The sequence below is a fragment of the Mycobacterium sp. SMC-19 genome (genome assembly GCF_045310815.1).
Taxonomy (GTDB): domain Bacteria; phylum Actinomycetota; class Actinomycetes; order Mycobacteriales; family Mycobacteriaceae; genus Mycobacterium.
On record NZ_JBJIAM010000011.1, the window covers coordinates 65,075 to 89,341 of the forward strand.

Sequence of the window (24,267 nt, forward strand, 5' to 3'; positions counted from 1 at the left end):
ATGTTGTCTAGCCGACGATGAATTCTTCGAGCTGGGCGCGCGCGATGTCGTCAGCCAGCTGCTTGGGCGGGCTCTTCATCAGGTACGCCGATGCCGGCAGGATCGGTCCACCGATGCCACGGTCCTTGGCGATCTTGGCGGCACGCACCGCGTCGATGATGATGCCGGCCGAGTTCGGCGAGTCCCACACCTCGAGCTTGTACTCCAGGTTCAACGGGGCGTCGCCGAAGGCGCGACCTTCGAGGCGCACGTAGGCCCACTTGCGGTCGTCGAGCCAGGCCACGTGGTCGCTTGGTCCGATGTGGACGTTCTTGTCCTCGACCTTGCCGGCCAGCGAGCCGGTCAGGTTGGAGGTGACGGCCTGGGTCTTGGAGACCTTCTTGGACTCCAGCCGCTCACGCTCGAGCATGTTCTTGAAGTCCATGTTGCCGCCGACGTTGAGCTGGTAGGTGCGGTCCAGGGTGACCCCGCGGTCCTCGAACAGCTTGGCCATCACGCGGTGGGTGATGGTGGCGCCGACCTGGCTCTTGATGTCGTCGCCGACGATCGGCACGCCGGCGTCCGCGAACTTCTTGGCCCACACCGGGTCGGAGGCGATGAACACCGGCAGCGCGTTGACGAACGCCACGCCGGCGTCGATGGCGCACTGGGCGTAGAACTTGTCGGCCTCTTCGGAGCCCACCGGCAGGTAGGAGACCAGCACGTCGACCTTGGCCTCGCGCAGCGCGGCGACCACGTCCACGGCCTCGGCGTCGGAGACCTCGATGGTCTCGGCGTAGTACTTGCCGATGCCGTCCAGGGTCGGGCCGCGTTGCACGATGACGTTGGTCGGCGGCACGTCGGCGATCTTGATGGTGTTGTTCTCCGAGGCGAAGATGGCCTCGGAGAGATCGAAGCCGACCTTCTTGGCGTCCACGTCGAACGCGGCGACGAACTTGACGTCGCGGACGTGGTACGGGCCGAAGCGCACGTGCATCAAGCCGGGAACCGTGGAGGTGTCATCGGCGTTCTGGTAGTACTGGACGCCTTGGACCAGCGAGGACGCGCAGTTGCCGACGCCGACAATGGCGACCCGCACATCCGTCGTTTGCTCAGTCATTTTCGACGCTCTCCTTTTTTGCTTTCACTGCTGACGTGCTGTGTTGTGTTTCCCCGATGCCCGCGTCCGTATGCAGGATCAGGGTTGTTCGGCCCGGCCCTGCGATACGCGTTCGGCCGCGATCAGCTCGTTGAGCCACTTGACCTCCCGCTCACTGGACTCCAGCCCGAGCTGGTGCAGTTGGCGGGTGTAGCGGTCCAATGAGTTGCTGGCCCGTGCCACCGCGTTGCGCAGGCCTTCCCGGCGTTCTTCCACCTGCCGGCGGCGGCCTTCGAGGATCCGCATCCGAGCCTCGGCGGGGGTGCGGTTGAAGAACGCCAGGTGGACTCCGAAGCCGTCGTCGGTGTAGTTCTGCGGGCCGGTGTCGGACACCAGCTCGTTGAATCGTTGACGGCCGGCGTCGGTCAGCCGGTACACCCGCCGGGCCCGGCGTACCGGGGTTCCCGTCGGCGCGGCGTCCTCGGCGATGACTCCGGCCAGCTGCATGCGCCGCAGCGCGGGGTACAGCGAGCCGTAGGAGAACGCCCGGAACGCACCCAGCAGACCGGTCAACCGCTTCCGGAGTTCGTAGCCGTGCATCGGAGACTCGAGCAGCAAGCCCAAAATGGCAAGCTCAAGCACTCCAGTCACCTCCTGCAGATGGCGTAGCTACGACCGGCCGACGGTTCGCGCCATAGTATCGCGCCGATATAACCAAGCCCAAGTGGCTGTTGTTCGCCCGATGTTCAGCCCGGCGAAACGAGAGGTTCCGTGGTCGCCGCATCTCTTGCTCGCCGAACTACGTCGCTCGCCGAATCCGCTGGTCAGGACGGGTAGTTGATGCGCTTGACGGTGCCGTCGCCCGCGAAGGCGATGTAGCCGCTGCCGTAGTCGCTGGAAACATACACCGACAGCGACAGCGCCCCCGGTGTCGTGGGATCCCGCGCCGGATCGACGATCAGGTAGGTGCTTTTCACATCGGCTGGTTTGATCCCGAGCGTCTCGGGAGCTCCACGCAGGATCCCGACCGCGGCCTTCACGTCGAATGCGCCCAGATCGACCAGTACGTCACTGCTGCTCTTGGACGAGGTGGACGGGTCATCCCAACCGCCTCGGTAGGAGTAGTCCAGTTTGCGGCGCTCTTCGCCTGGGTCGGACCGTTCGAGAGATGCGTAGTCGGGATAGACCACCAGCCGGTAACCCATGGTGTCGCCGAACTTCTGCCGGGCCTGCTCCAGCAGGCCGGTGAGTCCGCCCAGGGACTGCAGCTGTCGTGGTGGGGTGAGCACCACCGGCGCGACGCCGTCCGGCTTGGCCCCGGGATCAGAGGTGAAACTCAGCGGCGAGCTGGTGTTTCCGTACATCGCCCAGCCCAGCAGCATGCCCGCCACCAACGCGGCGCCCAGTGTGCCCAGCGCTTTGAGGGCGACACCGCGGACGCCGAACTTGGTGGGACTGCCCAACGCCGGCAGTTTGACCGGAGCGGTTTCGGTCTGCAGGTCACCGACCAGGGAATGCAGGTCTCCCAGCGTCACGGCGCGGGTGGCCGCGCTGATCCGCTCCCGGTGCTCGGCGCTGGACACCTGCCCCTCACCCAGAGCGCTGTCCAGGATCCGGCAGACGTCGTCCCGGTCGCTGTCTTTGGCTCGGGTGCCCGCGGTCTGCCGTGTCGCCACGGCGACGATAGTAAAAGAAGGCCGCCCCGCGGTGACGCCGAATCCGCCGCTTGACGTCGGTTGGGGGCGTTGATCGCGACCGCCGGAGAGCACCCGACGTACTCTGGTGACCGTGCGATTGCAGCGACAGATAGTGGACTACGCGCTCCGGCGCCGTTCCCTGCTGGCCGAGGTCTACTCCGGGCGCACCGGGGTGACTGAGGTGTGCGACGCCAACCCGTATCTGCTGCGCGCCGCGAAGTTCCACGGCAAGGCCAGTGCGGTGGTCTGCCCCATCTGCCGCAAGGAGCCGCTCACCCTGGTGTCGTGGGTGTACGGCGAACAGCTGGGTGCGGTCTCGGGCTCGGCGCGTTCCGCCGAGGAACTGGTCCTGTTGGCCACCCGCTTCTCGGAGTTCTCGGTGTACGTCGTCGAGGTGTGCCGGACCTGTAGCTGGAATCACCTGGTGAAGTCATATGTGTTGGGCCTCGCGCGCCCGCCGAAGGGATCCCGCGGTCGGCGTACGGCACGTAGCGGAGCCCGTACCGCCAGTGAGTAAGCATCACGACGACGGGTCCGATGCTGGCTCGGCCCGGCACTCCGACGCCGGCGGCCGGCGCCCACCGGCGGGTCCGGATGATCGACTGACCACGATCATTCCGGCGGTCGACGATGCTGTGACCGCCGACCTGCGCGATCCCATCGACGCGGTTCGGGCGGCCCTCGACGGGGCGCCCCCGCAACGCGAGCAGGCGCTCAGTGGCCGGATCCCGAGGCGGGAGCCACCGCCGGAGAAGCCGACCGCGCCGCCGCGACGGGCGGAGCCCTCCGCTCGCGCCGACCGGCCGGCCGCGCCGAATCCGCTGGAGTGGCTGCGTGCGCACCCGCCGAATTGGCGGTGGATCCGGCGCGGGCTCTACACCGCCGTGGTGGTGATGCTGCTGCTGCCGGTCATCACCTTCGCGATGGCCTACTCCATCACCGATGTGCCCTCGCCCGGTGACATCCGGACCAACCAGGTGTCCACGATCCTGGCCAGTGACGGATCCGAGCTGGCCAAAATCATTCCGCCGGAAGGCAACCGCGTCGATATCGACATCAACCAGGTGCCGGTCTACGTGCGTAACGCGGTGTTGGCCGCCGAAGACCGCGACTTCTACTCCAACCCGGGCTTTTCGGTGTCGGGCTTCGCCCGCGCGATCAAGAACAACCTCTTCGGCGGTGACACCCAGGGCGGTTCGACGATCACCCAGCAGTACGTCAAGAACGCCCTGGTCGGATCCGAGCGGGCCGGCATGGGCGGATTGGTCCGCAAGGCCAAAGAACTCGTGATCGCCACGAAGATGTCCAGCGCGTGGCGCAAAGACGATGTGCTGCAGGCCTACCTGAACATCATCTACTTCGGCCGCGGTGCCTATGGGATCGCCGCTGCGTCGCGGGCCTACTTCGACAAGCCCGTCGAGCAGCTCGACATCGCCGAGGGGGCGCTGCTGGCCGCACTGATCCAGCGGCCATCCACCCTCGACCCCGCAGTCGATCCCGAAGGCGCCCTCGACCGGTGGAACTGGGTGCTCGACGGAATGGTGGAGACCGGGGCCATTTCCGCCGGTGAGCGTGCCGCCCAAGAGTTTCCGTCCACCGTCTCGCCCGAACTGGCCCGCGACCAGAACATCACCACCGGGCCCAACGGCCTGATCCAGCGCCAGGTCACCCAGGAACTGCTCGAGCTGTTCAACATCGACGAACAGACGCTCAACACCCAGGGCCTGCAGATCACCACCACCATCGACCCGGCGGCGCAGGACGCCGCCGAAGACGCGGTGGCCACCTACCTCAAAGACCAGATCCCCAACATGCGGACCGCGGTGGTGTCCATCGATCCGCGTGACGGCGCGGTGCGCGCCTACTACGGGGGCTCGGAGGCAACCGGCTTCGACTTCGCTCAGGCCGGGCTGCAGACCGGATCGTCGTTCAAGGTGTTCGCCCTGGTGGCCGCGTTGGAGCAGGGCATCGGCTTGGGGTATCAGATCGACAGTTCGCCGCTGACCCTCGACAATGGCCGGACCAAGATCACCAACGCCGAGGGCGAGGGCTGCGGTGTCTGCAACATCGCCGAGGCGCTCAAGCGCTCGCTGAACACCGCCTACTACCGGCTGATGCTCAAGCTCAAGAACGGTGCGCAGGACGTGGCCGACGCCGCGCATCAGGCCGGGGTCGCCAAAAGCTTCCCCGGCGTCCCGCACACCCTGTCGCAGGACGGCGGCCCGCCCGAAGGCGGAGTGGTGCTCGGCCAGTACCAGACCCGGGTGATCGACATGGCGTCGGCGTACGCGACGTTGGCAGACTCCGGCATCTACCACCCGCCGCACTTTGTGCAGAAGGTGGTCAGCGCTGACGGCAATGTGCTGTTCGACGCGACAACCTCCGAAGACACCGGCGAGCAGCGCATCCCCAAGGCGGTCGCCGACAACGTCACCTCCGCCATGCAGCCCATCGCCGGCTGGTCGCGTGGGCACAACCTGGCCGGCGGACGGCCATCGGCGGCCAAGACCGGCACCACGCAGCTGGGCGACACCGGGGCCAACCGGGACGGCTGGATGGTCGGCTACACGCCGTCGCTGTCGACCGCGGTCTGGGTGGGCACCACCGGGGGAAACGAACCCCTGGTGAATCAGTGGGGTGGTCCGGTCTACGGCGCGGGCATTCCCGCCGACATCTGGAAGGCCACCATGGACGGCGCCCTGAAGGGCACCCCCAACGAAACCTTCCCCACGCCCACCGAGATCGGCGGTTACGCGGGTGTCCCGGCCGCGCCGCCACCTCCTCCACCGATGGACGCCGGCCCGCCGTTGCCGCCGGAGGAGACCGTCATCCAGCCGACTATCGAGATCGCACCGGGCATCACCATTCCGATTGGTCCGCCCACGACCATCACGGCCGCCCCGCCTGCACCACCTGCGCCGCCTGCGGCCGAACCGGGTGGCCCGCCACCGGCGGAGCAGCCGCCCGCTGTGCCGTAGTGCGTTTGTGACCTGGTTTCAACCCGATGGTGAGTCCACGGAAGTAGTCTGTTGGCCATGCGACTGCAGCGATGCGTGGGGGACGGCTGGCTGCTGAGCACTTCGCCGATCGCCGAAATGGGTTGTGCCCGACTCGGGATGGCGAAGGGCCGGAAGCCTGACTCCTACCCGCCGGGACGCCCTGGGCGCCGGTGAAAACGCAGGGCCCGACAGCGCCGGGTGCCGACAGCGCTGAGGAAGAACACTTCTTGACGACGACCAACGCCAAGCCCACTGACAAGCCGAATGGGGCGGGCGCCGAGGGCACCGCGGACGACTCCGCCGAGATCATCGATGACGAGGCGGATCGCCAGGAGCGTCTCGAAGCGGTCAAGGCCGCCATGGAGCGACCACGCCCGGAGAGCGAAAAGCCTCCCAGCCCAGCCGAATCGCCGGCAGATCTCGACGTCGAGCCGGAGCAGCACGAATTGCGGCGGCGGCGGAATTGGCTCTGGGCCCGACGCGGCCTGTACGCCGCTGCCGCGGCGCTCCTTGCGGTGCCGGTGGTCACCTTCGGGATGGCCTACCGCACCGTGGAGGTCCCCGAACCCGGTGACATCCACACCACTCAGGTGTCGACCATCCTTGCCGCCGACGGCACCGAGCTGGCGAAAATCGTTCCGCCGGACGGGAACCGGGTTGACATCAAGCTTGACCGGGTACCGGTTCACGTGCGTGACGCGGTGTTGGCCGCCGAGGACCGCGACTTCTACACCAACTCCGGTTACTCGGTCTCCGGGCTGTTTCGGGCGGTCAAGAACAACCTGCTCGGCGGTGACACCCAGGGCGGGTCGACGATCACCCAGCAGTACGTCAAGAACGCGCTGGTCGGGTCCGAGCGGGCCGGCATGGGCGGATTGGTCCGCAAGGGCAAAGAGCTCGTCATCGCCACCAAGATGTCCGAGGAGTGGTCCAAAGACGAGGTACTGGAGGCCTACCTCAACATCATCTACTTCGGCCGCACCACGTACGGGATCGCCGCGGCCGCGCGGGCGTACTTCGACAAGCGGGTCGAGGACCTCACCGTCTCCGAGGGCGCGCTACTGGCGACCGTGATTCAGCGGCCGTCCGCCTTGGATCCGGCCATCAACCGGGACCTGTCCGTCGAGCGGTGGAACTGGGTGCTCGACGGCATGGTGCAGACCGGTGCCCTGACGCTCAGTGAGCGGGCCAAGCAGTTCTTCCCGACCACGATCCCGCCCGATCAGGCGCGCAACGCCGACCAGGCCTCCGGGCCCAACGGGCTGATTCAGCGCCAGGTCACCGAAGAATTACTCGACATGTTCCACATCGACGAGCAGACCCTGAACATGGAGGGACTGCGCATCACCACCACGATCGACATGAAGGCACAGCGGGCGGTGGAGAAGGCCGTCCGGGCGACCATGGCTGGGCAGAAGCCGACTATGCGGACCGCCGTGGTCTCCATCGATCCACGCAACGGCGCGGTGCGGGCCTACTACGGCGGCGACGAGGTGGGCGGCTTCGACTTCGCCCAGGCCGGCTTGCAGACCGGTTCCTCGTTCAAGGTGTTCGCCTTGGTGGCGGCGTTGAAACAGGGCATCGGGCTCGGTGAGCAGGTCGACAGCGGCCCGCTGACGGTCGGCAAGACCAAGATCAGCAATGTGGGCGGCGCCAGCTGCGGAGTCTGCAACATCGCCGAGGCACTCAAGCGGTCCCTCAACACGGCCTACTACCGGCTGATGCTCAAGCTCAAGCACGGACCGCAGGACGTCGCCGATGCCGCGCACCAGCTCGGGGTCGCCAAGAGCTTCCCGGGGGTCGCGCACACCCTGTCCCAGGACGGCCTTGGCGGGCCCCCGGAGAACGGCATCGTGCTCGGCCAGTACCAGACTCGGGTGATCGACATGGCGTCGGCGTACGCCACCCTGGCCGACTCCGGGATGTACCACCGGTCGCACTTCATCGCGAAGGTCGTGGGTCCGGACGACCGGGTGCTCTTCGACGCCGCAGCGGCCACCAAGGACTCCGGCGAGCAGCGCGTCCCGAAGGCGGTCGCGGACAACGTCACCGACGCCATGAAGGCGATCCCGAGCTATTCGGGCGGGCACGACCTGGCCGGTGGGCGCCCGGCCGCGGCCAAGACCGGCACCACCCAGCTCGGCAACACCGGCGCCAACCGGGACGCCTGGATGGTCGGTTACACGCCGACCCTGTCGACCGCGGTCTGGGTGGGCACCACCACCGGCGACGAACCGCTGACGAACAAGTGGGGCGGGCCGGTGTACGGCGCGGGTCTGCCGGCCGACATCTGGAAAGCCAGCATGGATGGCGCGCTGTGGGGTGACCCGATAGTCCAGTTCCCCAAGCCCACCGAGATCGGCGGCTCCGCCGGCGTGCCGACCGCGGCGCCGCCGGCCCCGGACTGGAACTGGTATGCGCCGCCTCCGCCCCCACGGGACTGGGACGAGCCGCCACCCCCGCCGCCGGGCTTCCCGATGCCGGAGCCGTTCCCGCCGCCTCCACCCCCGCCACCCCCGCCTCCACCACCTCCGCCGCCTCCACCACCCCCGCCGCCGGAGCCGCCTCCGGCGCCGGAGGCTCTCCCGTGACGGAGGAGACGACCGAACGCACGATGCGCTCGCCCCGCCCGCTGGCGGCGGATCTGCGCAGCGCCGACGACCGCGACCTGCCCAGCCGCACCGATGTCGTCGGTCATGCGCTGTCGAACACCATCGGCGGGCCGGTCGGCCGCCATGCGCTGATCGGGCGGACCAGGTTCATGACGCCGCTGCGGGTGATGTTCCTGATCGCGGTGCTGTTCTTGGCGCTGGGCTGGACCACCAAATCGGCGTGCTTGCAGAGCACCGGCAGCGGGAGCCCCGATCAGCGGGTGGCCAACTGGGACAACGAGCGTGCGTACTTCCAGTTGTGCTACTCCGACGTGGTGCCGCTCTACACCGCGGAGCTACTGGATCAAGGCAAGTTTCCGTACAAGTCCAGCTGGGTGGAGAAGGACTCGTCAGGGAAGGAACAGACCCGCTACGACGGACTGCCCGCCGTGCGCTACATGGAATATCCGGTGCTGACCGGCTTGTACCAGTACTCGGCGATGGCCTTGGCGAAGACGTACACGGCGATCACCAAGGTGCTGAAGATCCCGGCATTGAGCGGGGTCGCCGAGGTGGTGGTTTTCTTCGACATCGTCGCGTTGGGTCTGGCACTGGCCTGGCTGGCAACGGTGTGGTCCACCGCCGGGTTGGCGGGCCGACGCATCTGGGACGCTGCGTTGGTGGCGGCTTCGCCGGTGGTGATCTTCCAGATCTTCACCAATTTCGACGCCTTGGCCACCGCTTTCGCCGGGGCCGGTCTGTTGGCCTGGGCACGGCGCCGCCCGACGATGGCCGGCGTGCTGCTCGGTCTGGGCACCGCCGCCAAGCTCTACCCGGTCCTGCTGCTGTTCCCGCTGCTGGTGCTGGGCCTGCGCACCGGCCGGCTGCGGGAAGTCAAACGCACCGCGGTGGCCACCGCGGTGAGCTGGCTGGCGGTGAACCTGCCGGTCCTGCTGTACGCACCGCGGGGCTGGAGCGAATTCTTCCGGCTCAACTCCCGCCGCGGCGACGACATGGATTCGGTCTACAACGTGGTGAGGTCGTTGACCGGCTGGCACGGGTTCGACGGCGACCTGGGGATGTGGCAGCCGCCGATGGTGCTCAACGGTGTCGTCGCCGGGCTGTTCGCGCTGTGCTGCATCGGGATCGGCTACATCGCGCTGACCGCGCCTCGGCGGCCGCGCGTCGCTCAGTTGGCGTTCCTGGTGGTTGCGGCTTTCCTGTTGACCAACAAGGTCTGGAGCCCGCAGTTCTCGCTGTGGCTGGTGCCGTTGGCGGTGCTGGCCCTGCCACACCGCCGGCTGTTGCTGATCTGGATGACCGTCGATGCGCTGGTCTGGGTGCCGCGGATGTACTACCTCTACAGCGTTGCGGACCGCAGCCTTCCCGAACAGTGGTTCACCACCACCGTGTTGGTGCGCGACCTGGCGGTCATGGTTTTGTGTGCACTGGTGATTCGGCAGATCTATCGACCGGAGCACGATCTGGTGCGGGCCCACGGTTGGGCCGACGACCCGGCGGGTGGGGTGTTCGATCAGGCACCCGATGTGCCCCCGCCGTGGCTGCCGGGCTGGTTGCGACCGAAGCGGCGGTATCGCCCGAACGGGGTGGAGACGAGAACGGATGTGCACCGGCCATAGCGTCACGCGGGGGATTTGGGGCGGACTCCCATAGTGGCGGCGCCGCCGCTCGAAAGAACGTTCGTTTACCTCGCCGAATTATTTTCGTGACTTTGCTGTAATCTCGCGGGCGCGATGACTACCGCCCCCACATCCCCCGACGGTCCGTCCACGCCGCAGGTCGCCGTTATCGGACTGGCTTGCCGGCTGCCAGGCGGGATCGATTCGCCGCAACGGTTCTGGGAGGCCTTGCTGCGCGGTGCGGACTTTATCGCCGAAGTCCCCGCCGACCGGTGGGATGCCGACTCCTACGGCGGCCCCGAGTCGGGCCCAACCGTACCCCGCTGGGGTGCCTTCCTGGAGGACATCGGCGGATTCGACGCCGAGTTCTTCGGGATGACCGAGCCCGAGGCCACCGCGATCGATCCGCAACACCGCCTGCTGCTGGAGACGTCGTGGGAGGCCGTCGAGCACGCCGGACTCGACCCGGCGGACTTGGCTCGATCGCAGACGGGCGTGTTCGTGGGCCTGACCCACAGCGACTACGAGCTGCTGGCCGCCGAGTGCGGCGCTGCCGAGGGGCCGTACGGATTCACCGGTACCAGTACCGGTTTCGCTTCCGGCCGGGTTGCGCAGGCGCTGGGGCTACATGGCCCGGCGGTCACGGTGGACACCGCATGTTCGTCGGGATTGATGGCCGTGCACCAGGCCTGCCGCAGCCTGCAAGTCGGTGAAAGCGAGCTCGCCCTGGCGGGCGGTGTGTCGGTGATGCTCGAACCCCGCAGATCGGCCGCCGGATCGCCGCAGGGCACGCTGTCACCGACCGGCCGATGCCATTCCTTCGATACCGCCGCCGACGGTGTCGTTTCGGGTGAGGGCTGTGTGGTGCTGCTGCTCAAGCGGTTGCCGGATGCGGTTCGCGATCACGATCGCATCCTGGCCGTGCTGCGAGGGACAGCGGCCAATCAGGACGGCCGCCCGGATTCGGCCGCGGTGCCGCCAGAGTCGGCGCAGGTTGCGATGTACCGAACTGCGTTGGCCACCGCAGGCGTCGACGCCGGCACCGTGGGTCTGGTCGAGGCGCACGGGGTCGGCAACCCGATCGGGGACCGGGTCGAATACACCGGACTGGCCGCGGTCTACGGCACCGACAACCGCTGCCTCCTGGGATCGGTAAAGACCAACTTCGGGCACTGCCAGTCGGCATCCGGGCCGCTGAGCCTGATGAAGGCGATTCTCGCGCTGCAGCACGGCACGGTTCCCCAGAACCTGAACTTCACTCGGTTGCCTGACCAACTGGCCGGGATAGCGACCAACCTTCTTGTGCCGCAAGAGAATATGCCATGGCCCAGCACCGGCGAGCTTCCGCGTCGGGCCGCGGTGTCTTCCCATGGCCTGTCGGGCACCAACGTGCACGTCATCGTCGAACAAGCACCGGCGGACACTGCCCCCGAACCAGCGGCAGAACCCGACGAAGCGGCGCCCCTGCTCTTCCCCCTGTCGGCCACCTCCGCGGCCCAGCTGCGGGTGACATCAGCCCGGCTGGCGGACTGGCTCGACGAGCACGCCACCGCGATGACCGACTCCGGCTTCGCCGATCTCGGTTACACGCTGGCACGGCGGCGCGCCCACCGGCCGGTACGGACGGTGGTGGCGGCTAGCAGCGTCGGTGAACTCGGCGCGGCGCTGCGTGAAATCGCCGGTAACGACCTGCCGTATCAGCCGATCGTCGGGCCGGACGAGCGTGGGCCGGTGTGGGTGTTCTCCGGCCAAGCTCCCCGGTGGGTGGGAATGGCCGAAGTGCTCGCCGGGGAACCGGAGTTCGCGGCGGCCGTCGCCGAGATGGAGCCGGTAGTCGCCGAGGAAGCCGGGTTCTCACTCACCGAGGTGCTGTCCGCGTCGCAGCCGCCCACCGAAATCGACCGGCTGCAGGTGACCGCCTTCGCCACGCAGGTCGGGCTGGCCGAAGCCCTGAAGGCTTATGGGGTTCGGCCGGGTGCTGTCATCGGGCATTCGCTCGGGGAGACCGCGGCGGCCGTCGTCGCCGGTGGTCTGACGCTCGAAGACGGGCTCCGGGTCACCTGCCGCCGCGCCCGGCTGCTGTCGGCCATCGCCGGAGGCGGCTCCATGGCCGCAGTGGAACTGCCGGCGCAGCAAGTGCTTTCGGAGTTCTCCATCCGTGACGTGTCCGACGTGGTGCTCGCCGTGGTCGAGTCGCCGGTGACCACCGTGATCGGCGGTGACGGCGACATGGTGCGCGACTTGGCGGCCGCCTGGCAACAGCAGGGTGTGGCGGCTCGCGAGGTGACGGTCCCGGTGGCCGCGCATACGCCCCAGGTGGAACCGATCCTGCATGACTTGGCGCAGGCCCTTGCCGACCTGAAGCCGACCGAACCGGATGTCCCGTACTACTCCGCAACGCTGTGGGCGCCGCGCGACCGGCCGGAATTCGACGGCCAGTACTGGGCGGACAACCTGCGTTACATGGCCCGGTTCGCGGCGGCCGTGCAGGCCGCGATCAAGGACGGCTACCGGATCTTTGCCGAGCCGGCGCCGCAGCCCCTGCTCACTGAGGCCATCGAGCAGAATGCCAGCAGCGGCGATACCTCGATCGCTGTGCTGTCGCCCAACCGCTTCGAGTACCAGGCAGGGGTGTGGCCGGGACTGCGCGGCTTCGTCGCCGACCTGCACAGCGCGGGTACCGCGGTGGACTTCGCCGTGCAGTACCCGACGGGGCGGCTGGTAGAGGCGCCGCTGCCGAGCTGGAACCATCGCGCGCTGATGTTCAGCCGCGAGGCCGCTGACGCCAAACCGCAGGGCGCCGCGGTCCGGGCGGTACACCCGTTACTCGGGTCGCACGTGCACCTGTTGGAGGAACCCGAGCGCCACGTTTGGCAAGGCGATCTCGGCACCGTGGCGCACCCCTGGCTGGACCACCACCGATTGGACAATGTGGCCGCGGTGCCCGGCGCCGCCTACTGCGAGATGGCCCTGGCCGCGGCCCGGGTCAGCCTGGGCGGATCGGCCGAGGTCCGCGACGTCCGGTTCGAACAGGCGCTGCTGCTCGACGAACATACGCCGGTGTCCTCGGGTGCCGCGGTGGCTGCTCCCGGCGTCTTGACCTTCACCGTGCATACGCATCAGGAACGGGCCCGCATCGGCCGGGCAAGCGCGGTGCTGCAGGCTCTGCCGGATGTTCCGCAGCCGCAGGCCCACGACGTGGCGGCGTTGCTGGCCGCCCACCCGTCCTGCGTCGAAGGCACCGAGCTGCGAAAGCTGTTGGACGGCGGAGGTATTCAGTACGGTCCTGCCTTCGCGGGCCTGACCGCGGTCCGTGTCGGCGACGGGCAACACCGCGACGCTGCCACGGTGCTCGCCGAGGTCGCGCTGCCGGGACAATTGCGCGCTCAACAGGCGCCCTATGAAATCCATCCCGCATTGCTTGACGCATGCTTCCAATCGGCTGCCGTTCACCCCGGCGTCCCGCGCGCAAGTGACGGCGGACCACTGCGGCCGGTTGGCGTGCGCAGCCTGCGCCGTCACCACCCCACCCGCGCTGCGCAGTACTGCCTCACCACGGTGACGGCACTGCACGGCGACGCATGCGAGGCCGACCTGGAGTTGATGGACGCGGCGGGCAACGTGTTGCTCAGCGTCGAAGGACTCCAGCTCGCCGCAGGCAGCTCCGAGCACGAAACCGCTGAGCGCACCCTGGATGAGCGGTTGCTGACCATCGACTGGGAGCGCCGCGACCTACCAGACGCAGCCCAGGCCGCCGCGGGGAGTTGGCTGCTGCTGAGCATGGCCGACGCCGCCGACCCCATGACCACCTATCTCGATGCCGCACTGAAGGATGCTGGGGCGCAGTCCGATACGGTCTCGGTGCCGATTGACGGCGACCATGTGGCTGACGCGGCAGCGCCCAGCGCACGCCTGGCCGACGTCCTCAACGAGGCGCTGGGCGGCCGCACCGGGATAGTCGTGGTGACCGCACCGTCGGTCGACGGCTGCCACCCACCGCAGCGGGGCCGGGGCTTCGTGTCCTACCTACTGAACGTCGTTCGCCAATTGGCGGTGCTTCCCGGCGAATCCCCACGGTTGTTCGTGGTGACCAGAAACGCCGCGACGGTGCGGCCAGGTGATCAGGCCAACCTGGAGCAGGCGAGCCTGCGCGGGCTGCTGCGGGTCATCGATTCGGAGTATCCGCACCTGCAGGTCACCCAGATCGACGTCGAGGGCAGTGTCGCAGAAACCGATGAGGGTTTCGCCGCCCGGCTCGCGGCGCAACTTCAGAGCGGGTCCGAAGAGGACGAGACCGCGTGGCGCGACGGTGCTTGGTATACCGCGCGGCTACGTCCCGGACCGCTCAGCCCTGCCGAACGGCGGACCACCGTTATCGAGCACGGACAAGATGGCCTGCGGCTGCAGCGCAGCAGTGCCGATGAGGGCGATTCGCTGGAATCGGTTGCGCACCCCCGGGTTGCACCGGGTCCCGGACAGATCGAGGTTGCGGTGGCGGCCTCCGGGATGAACTACGCGGAGGCGCACTCCGCCGAGGGGCCTGCTCGGCAGCTGGGCACCGACTTCGCCGGGGTGGTGGTCGCAGTCGGTCCCGACGTCACCGGTCACCGGGTGGGCGACCACGTGGGCGGAACTTCGCCTGACGGCTGTTGGAGCACGTTCATCACGTGCGATGCCCGCCTGGCCGTCACCCTCCCCGCGGAGGTGCCGCTGTCGGAGGCCGCCGCGATACCGACCGCCTACGTCACCGCCTGGTACGGGCTGCACGAGCTGGCGCGGATCACGGCAGCAGACAAGGTGCTGATCCACTCCGCAACCGGCGCCGTCGGTCAAGCCGCCATCGCTATCGCGCGAACCGCCGGCTGCGAGATCTTCGCCACCGCAGACACTCCGCAGCGTCGACAGCGGTTGCACGACATGGGCATTGAACATGTCTATGACTCCAGCAACCTTGAGTTCGCCGATCGGATCAAGGTGGACACCGACGGCTACGGCGTCGACGTCGTACTCAACTCGCTGTCGGGCGTGGCGCAACGCGCCGGACTTGACCTGCTGAGCTTCGGCGGCCGGTTCATCGAACTCGGCAAGCAGGATGTCTACGGAGACAGCTGGATTGGCCTGTTCCCGTTCCGCCGCAACCTGTCGCTACACGCGGTCGACCTGGCGCTGCTGGCGCATAGCCACCCAGAAGTCGTCCAGCGCATGCTGACCACGGTCTATCAGCGCGCGGCGGAGGGCGTACTGCCGCAGCCGCCGACCACGCACTACCCCTTGCTCGACGCGGCTGCTGCGCTGGCGCAGGCGGACGGCGCCGACAACGCGGGAACGGTCTTGCTCGACGCCCCACAGTCCGGCGTCACCGTGGCGGTGGTCCCGCCGGAGCAGGCTCGTTTGTTCCGGACTGACGGTTCTTACATCGTCACCGGCGGAACCGGCGGCGCCGGACTGTTCCTGGCTGCCGAGATGGCGGCGGCGGGCTGCGGCCGAATCGTGCTCAACGGGCTGTCGGCACCGCAGGGCCAAGCGCGACAGGTCATCGAGCAGTTGCGCGCCGGCGGCACCGATATTCAGGTGGAGTGCGGCGACATCGCCGACCCCGCGACCGCGCGCCGTCTGGTGGCGGCGGCGACCGAATCCGGACTGCCGGTCCGCGGCGTGCTGCATGCGGCCGGCACGGCTGCGGAGGCCGCGTTGACCGACACCACCGACGAACTCATCGATCGGTGCTGGGCGCCGAAGGTCTACGGCGCGTGGAACCTTCACCAGGCCCTGCAGGAGGAAAGTGCCGCGCAGCCGCTGGACTGGTTCTGCGCGTTCTCCTCGACCACCGCGCTCATCGGCCCGCCGGGGCAGGGTGCTTCGGCGGCAGCCAACAGTTGGTTGGACGCGTTCGGATGCTGGCGGCGGGCCCTGGGCCTGCCGGCGACGGTGATCGGTTGGGGGCCGTGGGCCGAGACCGGGGGCGGCACCGCACCAGCCGATGACGCCCAAGCCGCGATCACCTCCGCCGAAGGCGCCCGCGCCTTCCGTGCGGTACTGAGCTATGACCGCCCGTACACCGGCTACGCGCCGATTACCCGAGCACCGTGGTTGGCGGCATTGGCGCACCGCAGCCGATTCGCCGAAGCATTCCGGGCGGTACGCCACAACAGCCCCGACGCCGAGCGGTTCCTCGCCGAGCTGAAAGAGCTGCCGCGTCACGAGTGGCTCAGCGCGATACTGCGCCTGGTGTCCGACCAGATCAGCCTGCTGTTGCGCCGTACCGTCGACCCGGATCGGGCGCTGCCCGAATATGGCATGGATTCGTTGGCCAGCTTGGAGTTTCGCACCCGGATCGAAACGGAAACCGGAGTACGCGTCGGTCCCGCCCAGCTCACCACGGTGCGTGGCTTGGCCCAGCATGTGTGTGATCAGCTGGCGACCCGGTTGGAGGACCCGGAGCCACGCGGTGGCAAGTGAGTTGAGCCGGCTGGCGATTGCCCCCATCGACCAGCCGAGGTGTTGTTCGCCCGAGCAGAGGAGAAGACGTTGCGCGTAGGGCCATTGGCATTAGGGACGCTGGCTGACTGGGAACCCGATGAGGGTCCGACCGTGGTGTGGGGTCCGTCAGCTGCCGCGCTGGCCGCGGCGCGGCGCGCGCCGGTCAATGCCGTGCCGGCCAGCTACATGCAGGAACAGCACATTCGCGGCTATATCGACCAGACGGCCGCCGGACTCGACTACTCGCGCCTGATGGTGCTCAGCTGCGACATGCAGGGCAGGTGCGATCGGCGCGCCATCGACTACATCATCAATGCGCATCTGCGGCGGCATGAGACCTACCGCAGCTGGTTCGAGCACGCCGAGGACGGGCGTCTCATTCGTCACGTTGTCGAGGATCCCGCCGACATCGCGTTCGTCCCGGTGGATCACGGCGAGCTGACGTTGCCGCAAGTCCGCGACCTGCTCAACGAAACGCCCGATCCGCTGCAGTGGGACTGCTTCCGGTTCGGGATCATCCAGTCCAAGAGCCACTTCACGTTCTTCGCCAGCATCGACCACGTCCACGTGGACGCGGCGGTCGCCGGGGTGACGTTGATGGAGCTCTACATGATGTACAACGCGCTGGTGGCCGGCGGCGCGCCGCTGGAGCTGCCCGCTGCGGGTAGCTATAGCGACTTCTGCATCCGTCAGCACCAGTTCACATCTGCGCTCACGCTGGAGTCGCCGCAGATCCAGGCGTGGCGAAGCTTCGCCGAAAGCAATGACGGAAGCCTGCCCGGTTTCCCGCTGCCCCTCGGCGACCCCGCGCAGCCCTGCGAGGCGGCCATGGTCACCGTCACCATGCTGGGTGAACAGCAGACCGCCGAATTCGAGTCCGCCTGCATGGACGCGAACGCCCGCTTCGTCGGGGGAGTGTTGGCATGCTGTGGCTTGGCGCAGCGCGAATTGACCGGCGCGGCCACCTATTACGGGCTCACCCCGCGCGACACCCGCAATTCCCCGGGGGACGACCTCACGCTGGGCTGGTTCACCGGCCTGGTTCCGATCACGGTTCCGATCGGTGACATCTCGTTTGAGGAGGCGGCCAGCGCCGCGCAGATTTCCTTCGACTCGGGCCGAACGTTGGCGGAGGTGCCCTACCAGCGGGTGATGGAGTTGGCGCCACAGTTGCGTAAGCCGCCACCGAATTTCCCCGTCATCAACTTCCTGGACGCCGGCGCCGCCCCGCTGTCGGCCTTGATCGCCGCGGGGTTGGATGATCTGAACATCGGCGTCTTCAGCGACGGCCGGTACTCGTATCAGATGTCGCTCTACGTGATCCGGGTCGAGGAGGAGACGGCGGTCACGGCGATCTTCCCGGACAACCCGGAGGCTCACGAGTCGGTGGCGCGTTATCTGGCGGTGTTGAAGTCCGTGTTCGAACGGGTCGCCGACGCCGGCGATTGGGAAAATGTCGCCTGATCTCATTCTCGTTGGTCGCGACCGCCAAGCCCAGCAGGTGCTGCCGGAGGTGAGCTCATCTTCAGCCGGCTAGGCGAGTTCGTGGTGCGGCGACCGTGGCCGGTGATCGGCTTCTGGGCGCTGCTCGTCGTGCTGCTGCCGCTGTTCGCGCCGTCGCTGACCGAGATGGCGCAACGCCACCCCGTGGCGGTGCTGCCCGCCGACGCCCCGTCGGTCGAGGCCGCCGCCAAGGTCTCCGCCGCCTTTGACGAGGACGGCTCGGAGAACGTGCTGACCGTTCTGCTCACCGATGACCAGGGCTTGGATCGAGCCGATGAGAAGGTCTACCGCGCGTTGGTGGACCGGCTGCGTCTTGATACCGAAGACGTGGTGATGCTGCAGGACTTTCACACCACCCCGGCGTTGCGGGAAGTGCTCGTCAGCAGTGACGGCAAGGCATGGATCCTGCCGGTCGGGCTCGCGGGGGACTTGGGCACCCCTGAGGCCTACGCGGCGTACGTCCGCGTCGCCGGGATCGTCAAGGAGACCGTTGCCGGATCGACGTTGACCGCCGACGTCACCGGCCCGGCGGCCACGGTCGCCGACCTGACCGACGCCGGAGCGCGCGACCGCCTCGCGATCGAGCTGGCGATCGGTGTCCTGCTGCTGTTCATCTTGGGCGTCATCTACCGCAACCCGCTCACCATGTTGCTGCCCCTGATCACCATCGGCGTATCGATGGTGGCCGCGCAGGCGGCAGTAGCGACGGCGTCACTGGTGACCGGAATGGCCGTCTCGAACCAGGCCATCGTGATGCTCAGCGCCTTGATCGCCGGCGTGGGAACCGATTACGTCGTCTTCCTGGTCAGCCGCTATCACGACTACATCCGGATGGGTTCCGGTACTGCCGAGGACTGCCAGCGCGCGGTGCAGCGGGCGCTGGCGTCGATCGGCAAGGTGATCGCCGCGTCTGCGGCCACCGTTGCCATCACCCTGCTGGGGATGGGCTTTGCCAAACTGGGGGTGTTCGCCACGGTCGGCCCGGTGCTGGCGATCGGGATCGCGGTGGCGTTCTTCGCCGCGGTGACGTTGCTTCCGGCCATTCTGACGCTGGCCGGGCCGCGCGGATGGGTGGCGCCGCGCCCCGAACGCGCTGCGCGGTTCTGGCGCCGGACCGGGGTGCGAATCGTTCGGCGCCCCAAGACGTATCTGGTCGGCAGCCTGGCGCTGTTGCTGGCGTTGGGCAGTGCGGCCGGGCTGATCCGGTTCAACTACGACGACCGCAAACAACTGCCGGCCTCCGTCGACAGCTCGGTGGGGTATGCGGCGCTGGACCGGCACTTCCCGGTGAACCAGACGATCCCCGAGTATCTGCTGGTCCAATCGCCCAACGATCTGCGTACTCCGCGGGCCCTTGCCGACATGGAGCAGATGGCGCAACGGATCAGCCAGATCCCGGGTGTGGCCGCGGTCCGTGGCGTTACCCGGCCAAGCGGTGAGTCGCTCGAAGAGGCCAGGGCCACTTATCAAGCCGGTGAGGTCGGGGGTCAGCTGGGTGATGCCGCGGGCTTGATCGCCGAGCGCGATGGTGACCTCAACCGGCTGACCACAGGCTCCCGGAAGCTGGCAAACGGTCTCGGAGATCTGAACACCCAGGTCAGCCAGTCGGTTGCCAGCGTGCGCAGCCTGGTCGACGCGTTGGCGTATCTGCAGACGCAGTTCGGGGGCACCAAGACATTCGGTGAAATCGACCAGGCCGCAAGGCTGGTCAACAGCATCCGGGCGCTCGGCGACGCTCTCCAGGTGACCTTCGCCGGACTGGCGTCCAGCTTCGACTGGGTCGATCCCGTCACCGAGTCTCTCGATACCAGCCCGACATGCGACGCCAATCCGATCTGCGGGACGGCGCGAGCGGAGTTCCACAAGCTGCAAAACGCCCGTGCCGCGGGCACTCTCGATGAGATCTCCAGCCTGTTTCGTCAACTGCAGTCGGCGCAGCCCTCGCAGACCCTGTCGTCTGCGGTCAACGGGCTGAGCCGCTCTTTGCAGTCGGCCTCGCAGTCTCTGCACGCGCTGGGATTCGACAATCCTCGCCGGGTGCAGCGCAAGATCATCGAGATGCAGAACGGCACTTCCGAGCTCGCCAGCGCCGGCCGTCAGGTGGCCGACGGGGTGCAACTCCTGGTCGACCAGACCAAGGAGCTGGGACTGGGCCTGGACACCGCGTCGGCGTTCCTCATGACGATGGGCCACGACGCTTCTCCGCCGTCGATGGCGGGATTCAACGTGCCCCGGCAGGTTCTGGCCACCGAGGAGTTCAGGACGCTGGCCCACACCTTCGTCTCGCCCGACGGGCATTCGGTGCGGTATTTCATCCAGACCGATGAAGATCCGTTCAGCACCAAAGCCATGGACCAGGTCAACACAATCCTCGCGACCGCCCAAGCGGCGCAACCCAATACCGTGCTGGCGGACGCCTCGATCTCGATCTCCGGGTATCCGGTCACACTGCGCGATATTCGCGACTACTACGACCGGGACATCCGGCTCATCGTCGTCCTGACGACGCTGGTGGTGCTGATGATTCTGACCGCCCTGCTGCGTTCGGTCATCGCCCCGATCTACCTGGTGGGCTCGGTGATCATCTCCTACCTGTCGGCGATCGGGCTCGGGGCGCTGGTCTTCCAGGTCATATTGGGGCAGCAACTGCATTGGAGCGTGCCAGGTCTGGCGTTTGTTGTGCTGGTGGCCGTGGGCGCCGATTACAACATGCTGCTTGCGTCCCGACTACGCGACGAATCGCCGCTGGGCGTGCGTACCAGCGTCATTCGCACGGTCGGGTCGACCGGCGCGGTGATCACCGCGGCGGGTCTGATCTTCGCCTCCGCCATGTTCGGGCTGCTGTTCGCCAGCGTCGGCGCTGTGGTGCAGGGTGGCTTCGTGATCGGAGCCGGCATCCTTGTCGACACGTTTGTGGTGCGCAGTATTACCGTGCCCGCCGCCGCAGCACTGCTCGGACGGGCGAACTGGTGGCCCGCGCGTCCGTGGCTACAACCCGTGCCCGACAACCCGAAACGGAGCATCGCCAAGGGCGAGGCGATCGAAACGGTGGCCGAGGCCTGACCTTTTGCGTCAGCCGTTGAAACCGAAGAAGTTGCGAAGCTTGCCGACGGTGTCGTCGACGGCGCTGTTGGTCTCTGGTCCCAGAATCTGCACCACATCCATGCCCGCCGGGTCGACCGAAATCGGTTTGGTGGCGGGATCGTCGTTGCGGGAGTAGCCGGCGTCGACCTGGGGCTGCAGGAAAGCGTCGAGCTGGTCGACCAGATCGTCCGGAACGCCGGCGAAGCGCAACGGCAGCGTCAACGGCAGGTGATTGATCGGAATCAGGTACGACGTGGTGGTTGCGCCCCGGGAGTTGACGGTGGCCCTGATGTTCTGCGGGGGCACATCTGCCGGAGTCGTGAACGCGGCAGGAGTGTGCACAATCGCAGACCCCAGAAGGGCGTTGGCGACCGACCACAGATTGTCCGGCCGGTCGGGGAAGTCGGCCATGCCGTCGTAGGCGGCGACCACCCGGTTGGTGTCGTACTGGCTCTCCACCTCGGGGGGCATGACGTAGTCGTCCAGTGGCAGGCGGCTGCCCGGCGGGAAGAGTCCGCCGAGAAAGCTCTTCCCGAAAGCGTGCTTGCCCATGGGGGAGCCGAACGTTGAGAACTGCAGCATGTGGGGTGGCGGCGCGTTGGGATCGCTGGCGAGCCGGACCTGCTCCTTGTCGAGCGCCATGGTGCCCTGCGACAAGCCGACCACGGCGGCCGGCTCGGTCCCACGACGGATCACCGCATCCAGGCTGTCGGCCGCCGCGTCGACGGCGGCGGCCACGGTCACGTTGTCGCGCTGAGCGTCGGGCGCGAACATGGTGGGCACCCACCTGAACATGGCACCCGCCGGGTAGTCGATGATCTCGCGCTTCCTGTTGGGGAAGTAGCCGGCACCGGCGCGCTTGGTGTAATCCGCCCACGGGATGCCGGGGGGGCGGGCACCGCCGACTGCGTAGACCACGTCAGCGGACGCTGCATCACCCACGGGCGCCGGGGTCGGCGCGATCCATGGATTGTCCACCGGGGGTGCGGGGTTGGGTGCAGCAGTGGCGACGCTGGAGCTCAACCCGCCGGCCGTGCCGGCGAGCCAGACCGCGAGGGCTCCGGCGACCAGTCGCTTCATCGCTAACTCCTTACAGCTGTGCGCGGCGTCCGTTGGACCTGCCGGCAACCCCGGCCGGGGTAGCCGTCAGTCCGCGCAAGGGGGGTGTCACCACCTTCTCACAGACCTAAGCTGCCGGCAGGGGGCAAGAGCCCACCGCCGGCAGCGCGAGACCGTGGGCTCAGCGGTCCATCCGGATGAACTGCTGACTCTGGTACTGCTCGACGCAGGCGGCCCGGCGAACCTTGCCGCTGGTGGTGATGGGAATCGATCCCGGACCCACCAGCACCACGTCGGCGACGGTCACTCCGTGGGCCTGGGAGATCGCAGCCTGCACATCGTTTTTCAGGACGGCCAGCCGCGCCGCGGTGTCCTCGGCGGATTCGCCGCGATCCCGAACTTCGATGATGGTGACCAGGGTCTCGTCCTCGTTGACGGGAACCGCGATGGCCGCGACGCGACCCCCGCTGATCTCTTGAAGGGTGGCTTCGATGTCCTCGGGGTAGTGGTTGCGTCCGCGGATGATCAGCAGATCCTTCATGCGGCCGACGATGAACAGCTCATCCTCGGAGATGAATCCGAGGTCGCCGGTCCTTAGCCACGGGCCGTTCGGGGTGCCCTCGGACGCCCTGACCAGTGACGCCCCGAACACTTCCTGCGTCTGTTCCGGCTTGTTCCAGTAGCCGGCGGCCACATTGGCGCCGGCTGTCCAGATCTCGCCGACGGTTCCCGCCGAGCACTCGGCGCACGTTTCGGGGTCCACGATGCGCACCGCCGGCGACTTCGGCACACCGTAGGTGAGCAGGGGCGTGCCGTCCGGTGCCTCGCACCGTTGAGCGCTGCCGCGCGTCAACTTCTCCGACTCGAAGTAGACGGTCTGGGGCGGGCATTCCACGTCGAGCGTCGCCACATACAGCGTGGCCTCGGCCAGCCCGTATGCGGGGTGCAGCGCCCGGGCACGGAAGTTGTGGGGGGCGAATCGGTTGAGGAAGCGCTCCAAAGTCGCGGGGTGGACGCGTTCGCTGCCGCTGACGATGCCCAGCACGTCGCCCAGGTCGCGGCCGGCCAGGTCCTCTTCGGTGGTCTTTCGCACCGCCAGTTCGAAGGCGAAGTTCGGCGCCGCCGAAAATGCCCGGGGGTGGCTGGCCATGGCTTGGATCCAGCGTGCGGGGCGCTGCAGGAACGCCACGGGGCTGGTCAGCTCGCATCGGTAGCCGCCGAGGACCGGCGCGATGATGCCCAGGATCAAGCCCAGATCGTGGTAGAAGGGCAGCCACGACACGATCGTGGTGTCCGGCGGTGCCACCCCGTTGAACTCCGGGAAGTAGCCCGCCATGAACTGCCGGAAGTTCACCTGAAGGTTGCGGTCCGTCACCATCACGCCAGCAGGAAGCCGCGTCGAGCCCGAGGTGTACTGCAGATACGCCACACCGCCGGAGTCGACGGGTTGCTCACCCATGGCGACGCTGGCGTCCAGATCCAACGCGTCGACAGCGACGACGGTCGCCGTGGCGTCGGCCCCGGATTCGCGCACATACTCGGCGACCAGGTCTGCGGCGCCGGTCGTGGTCAGGACGACGGACGGCGCGGTGTCGGTGAGCACGGCACTGACCCGCTCATCGTGTGCGCCGGGATGCGGCACCGGCAGGGGCACCGCGATGAATCCCGCCTGGATGGATCCGAGGAAGGCCGCCACGTAGCCGAGACCCTGCGGGGCGAGGATGACGGCGCGGTCCCCGGCGGAACCGTGCTGCTTGAGTTCGCGCGCGACATTGAGAGCCCGCCGATAGATCTGTGACCAGGACAGCGTCTCGGCGACACCGTCCCAGTCCTGCTCGTAATCGGTGTAGGTGTAGGCGGGGTCATCGGGGGAGAGGAAGGCGCGTTCGCGCAACAAAGTTAATAGGGAAACATCAGGCATGGCGGTGAGGCTACCGTCACAATGCGAGATGTGCCGCGCAACAGTGGGCGGGAGGACCTTGTACCTCTATCTGGCCAGCGCGACCTGCGCCCCCGCTGGGGTCGCCCCCGCCCCCGGCAGCAGCCGGGCGGCACGCCCGTTACCGCCGGACAGCAACCCGGCCAGCCGCTACGATCGTGACGATCCGGACCCGAGCTGCCACCGAGAGATGCGGG

At 67.8% G+C, this 24,267-nt stretch carries 12 protein-coding genes; 7 read left to right on the forward strand and 5 right to left on the reverse strand.

Annotated features, from left to right (window positions below; translation table 11 throughout):
* Positions 1–7: 7 nt before the first annotated feature.
* From ACJH5R_RS20230 to ACJH5R_RS20240, 3 genes are all read right to left on the reverse strand, one after another.
* Entirely contained in the window at positions 8–1,099 is a 1,092-nt protein-coding gene (locus ACJH5R_RS20230; protein WP_406759517.1) for an inositol-3-phosphate synthase, read from the reverse strand.
* A 78-nt stretch (positions 1,100–1,177) separates the two neighbouring features.
* Complete coding sequence (locus ACJH5R_RS20235; RefSeq protein WP_047321095.1) at positions 1,178–1,720, reverse strand: PadR family transcriptional regulator; 543 nt, start codon at positions 1,718–1,720, stop codon at positions 1,178–1,180.
* 182 nt (positions 1,721–1,902) lie between these two features.
* A complete protein-coding gene (locus ACJH5R_RS20240; RefSeq protein WP_406782697.1) occupies positions 1,903–2,754 on the reverse strand; it encodes a DUF1707 domain-containing protein in 852 nt (283 codons plus the stop codon).
* 112 nt (positions 2,755–2,866) lie between these two features.
* Here ACJH5R_RS20240 and ACJH5R_RS20245 point away from each other — a divergent pair, with 112 nt between their 5' ends.
* From ACJH5R_RS20245 to ACJH5R_RS20275, 7 genes are all read left to right on the forward strand, one after another.
* The gene (locus ACJH5R_RS20245) at positions 2,867–3,292 is read left to right on the forward strand and encodes a DUF5318 family protein (RefSeq protein ID WP_406759519.1); all 426 of its coding nucleotides are present in this window, start codon (positions 2,867–2,869) and stop codon (positions 3,290–3,292) included.
* A complete protein-coding gene (locus ACJH5R_RS20250) occupies positions 3,285–5,753 on the forward strand; it encodes a transglycosylase domain-containing protein (protein WP_406759520.1) in 2,469 nt (822 codons plus the stop codon). Before ACJH5R_RS20245 ends, ACJH5R_RS20250 begins: the two co-directional genes overlap by 8 nt.
* 248 nt (positions 5,754–6,001) lie before the next feature.
* Positions 6,002–8,365, forward strand: coding sequence for a transglycosylase domain-containing protein (locus ACJH5R_RS20255; RefSeq protein ID WP_406782698.1), 2,364 nt, complete (start codon positions 6,002–6,004; stop codon positions 8,363–8,365).
* Positions 8,366–8,388: 23 nt separating this feature from the next.
* Positions 8,389–10,005: a glycosyltransferase family 87 protein gene (locus ACJH5R_RS20260; RefSeq protein WP_406782714.1), complete on the forward strand. Its 1,617-nt coding sequence runs from the start codon at positions 8,389–8,391 to the stop codon at positions 10,003–10,005.
* 114 nt (positions 10,006–10,119) lie between these two features.
* The gene (gene pks2, locus ACJH5R_RS20265; protein ID WP_406782699.1) at positions 10,120–16,464 is read left to right on the forward strand and encodes a sulfolipid-1 biosynthesis phthioceranic/hydroxyphthioceranic acid synthase; all 6,345 of its coding nucleotides are present in this window, start codon (positions 10,120–10,122) and stop codon (positions 16,462–16,464) included.
* Between the two features lie 69 nt (positions 16,465–16,533).
* Positions 16,534–17,949 (forward strand): condensation domain-containing protein, encoded by a 1,416-nt coding sequence (locus ACJH5R_RS20270; RefSeq protein WP_406782700.1) that lies wholly within the window; start codon positions 16,534–16,536, stop codon positions 17,947–17,949.
* 102 nt (positions 17,950–18,051) lie between these two features.
* On the forward strand, positions 18,052–21,051 hold the full coding sequence (locus ACJH5R_RS20275) for an RND family transporter (RefSeq protein WP_406782715.1): 3,000 nt from the start codon (positions 18,052–18,054) through the stop codon (positions 21,049–21,051).
* 9 nt (positions 21,052–21,060) lie between these two features.
* Here ACJH5R_RS20275 and ACJH5R_RS20280 read toward each other — a convergent pair whose 3' ends face one another.
* Positions 21,061–22,152: a PE-PPE domain-containing protein gene (locus ACJH5R_RS20280; protein WP_406782701.1), complete on the reverse strand. Its 1,092-nt coding sequence runs from the start codon at positions 22,150–22,152 to the stop codon at positions 21,061–21,063.
* A gap of 160 nt (positions 22,153–22,312) precedes the next feature.
* Positions 22,313–24,052 carry an AMP-binding protein gene (locus tag ACJH5R_RS20285; RefSeq protein ID WP_406782702.1) on the reverse strand — a complete coding sequence of 580 codons (1,740 nt, stop codon included), beginning with the start codon at positions 24,050–24,052 and terminating at the stop codon, positions 22,313–22,315.
* Positions 24,053–24,267 lie beyond the last annotated feature (215 nt).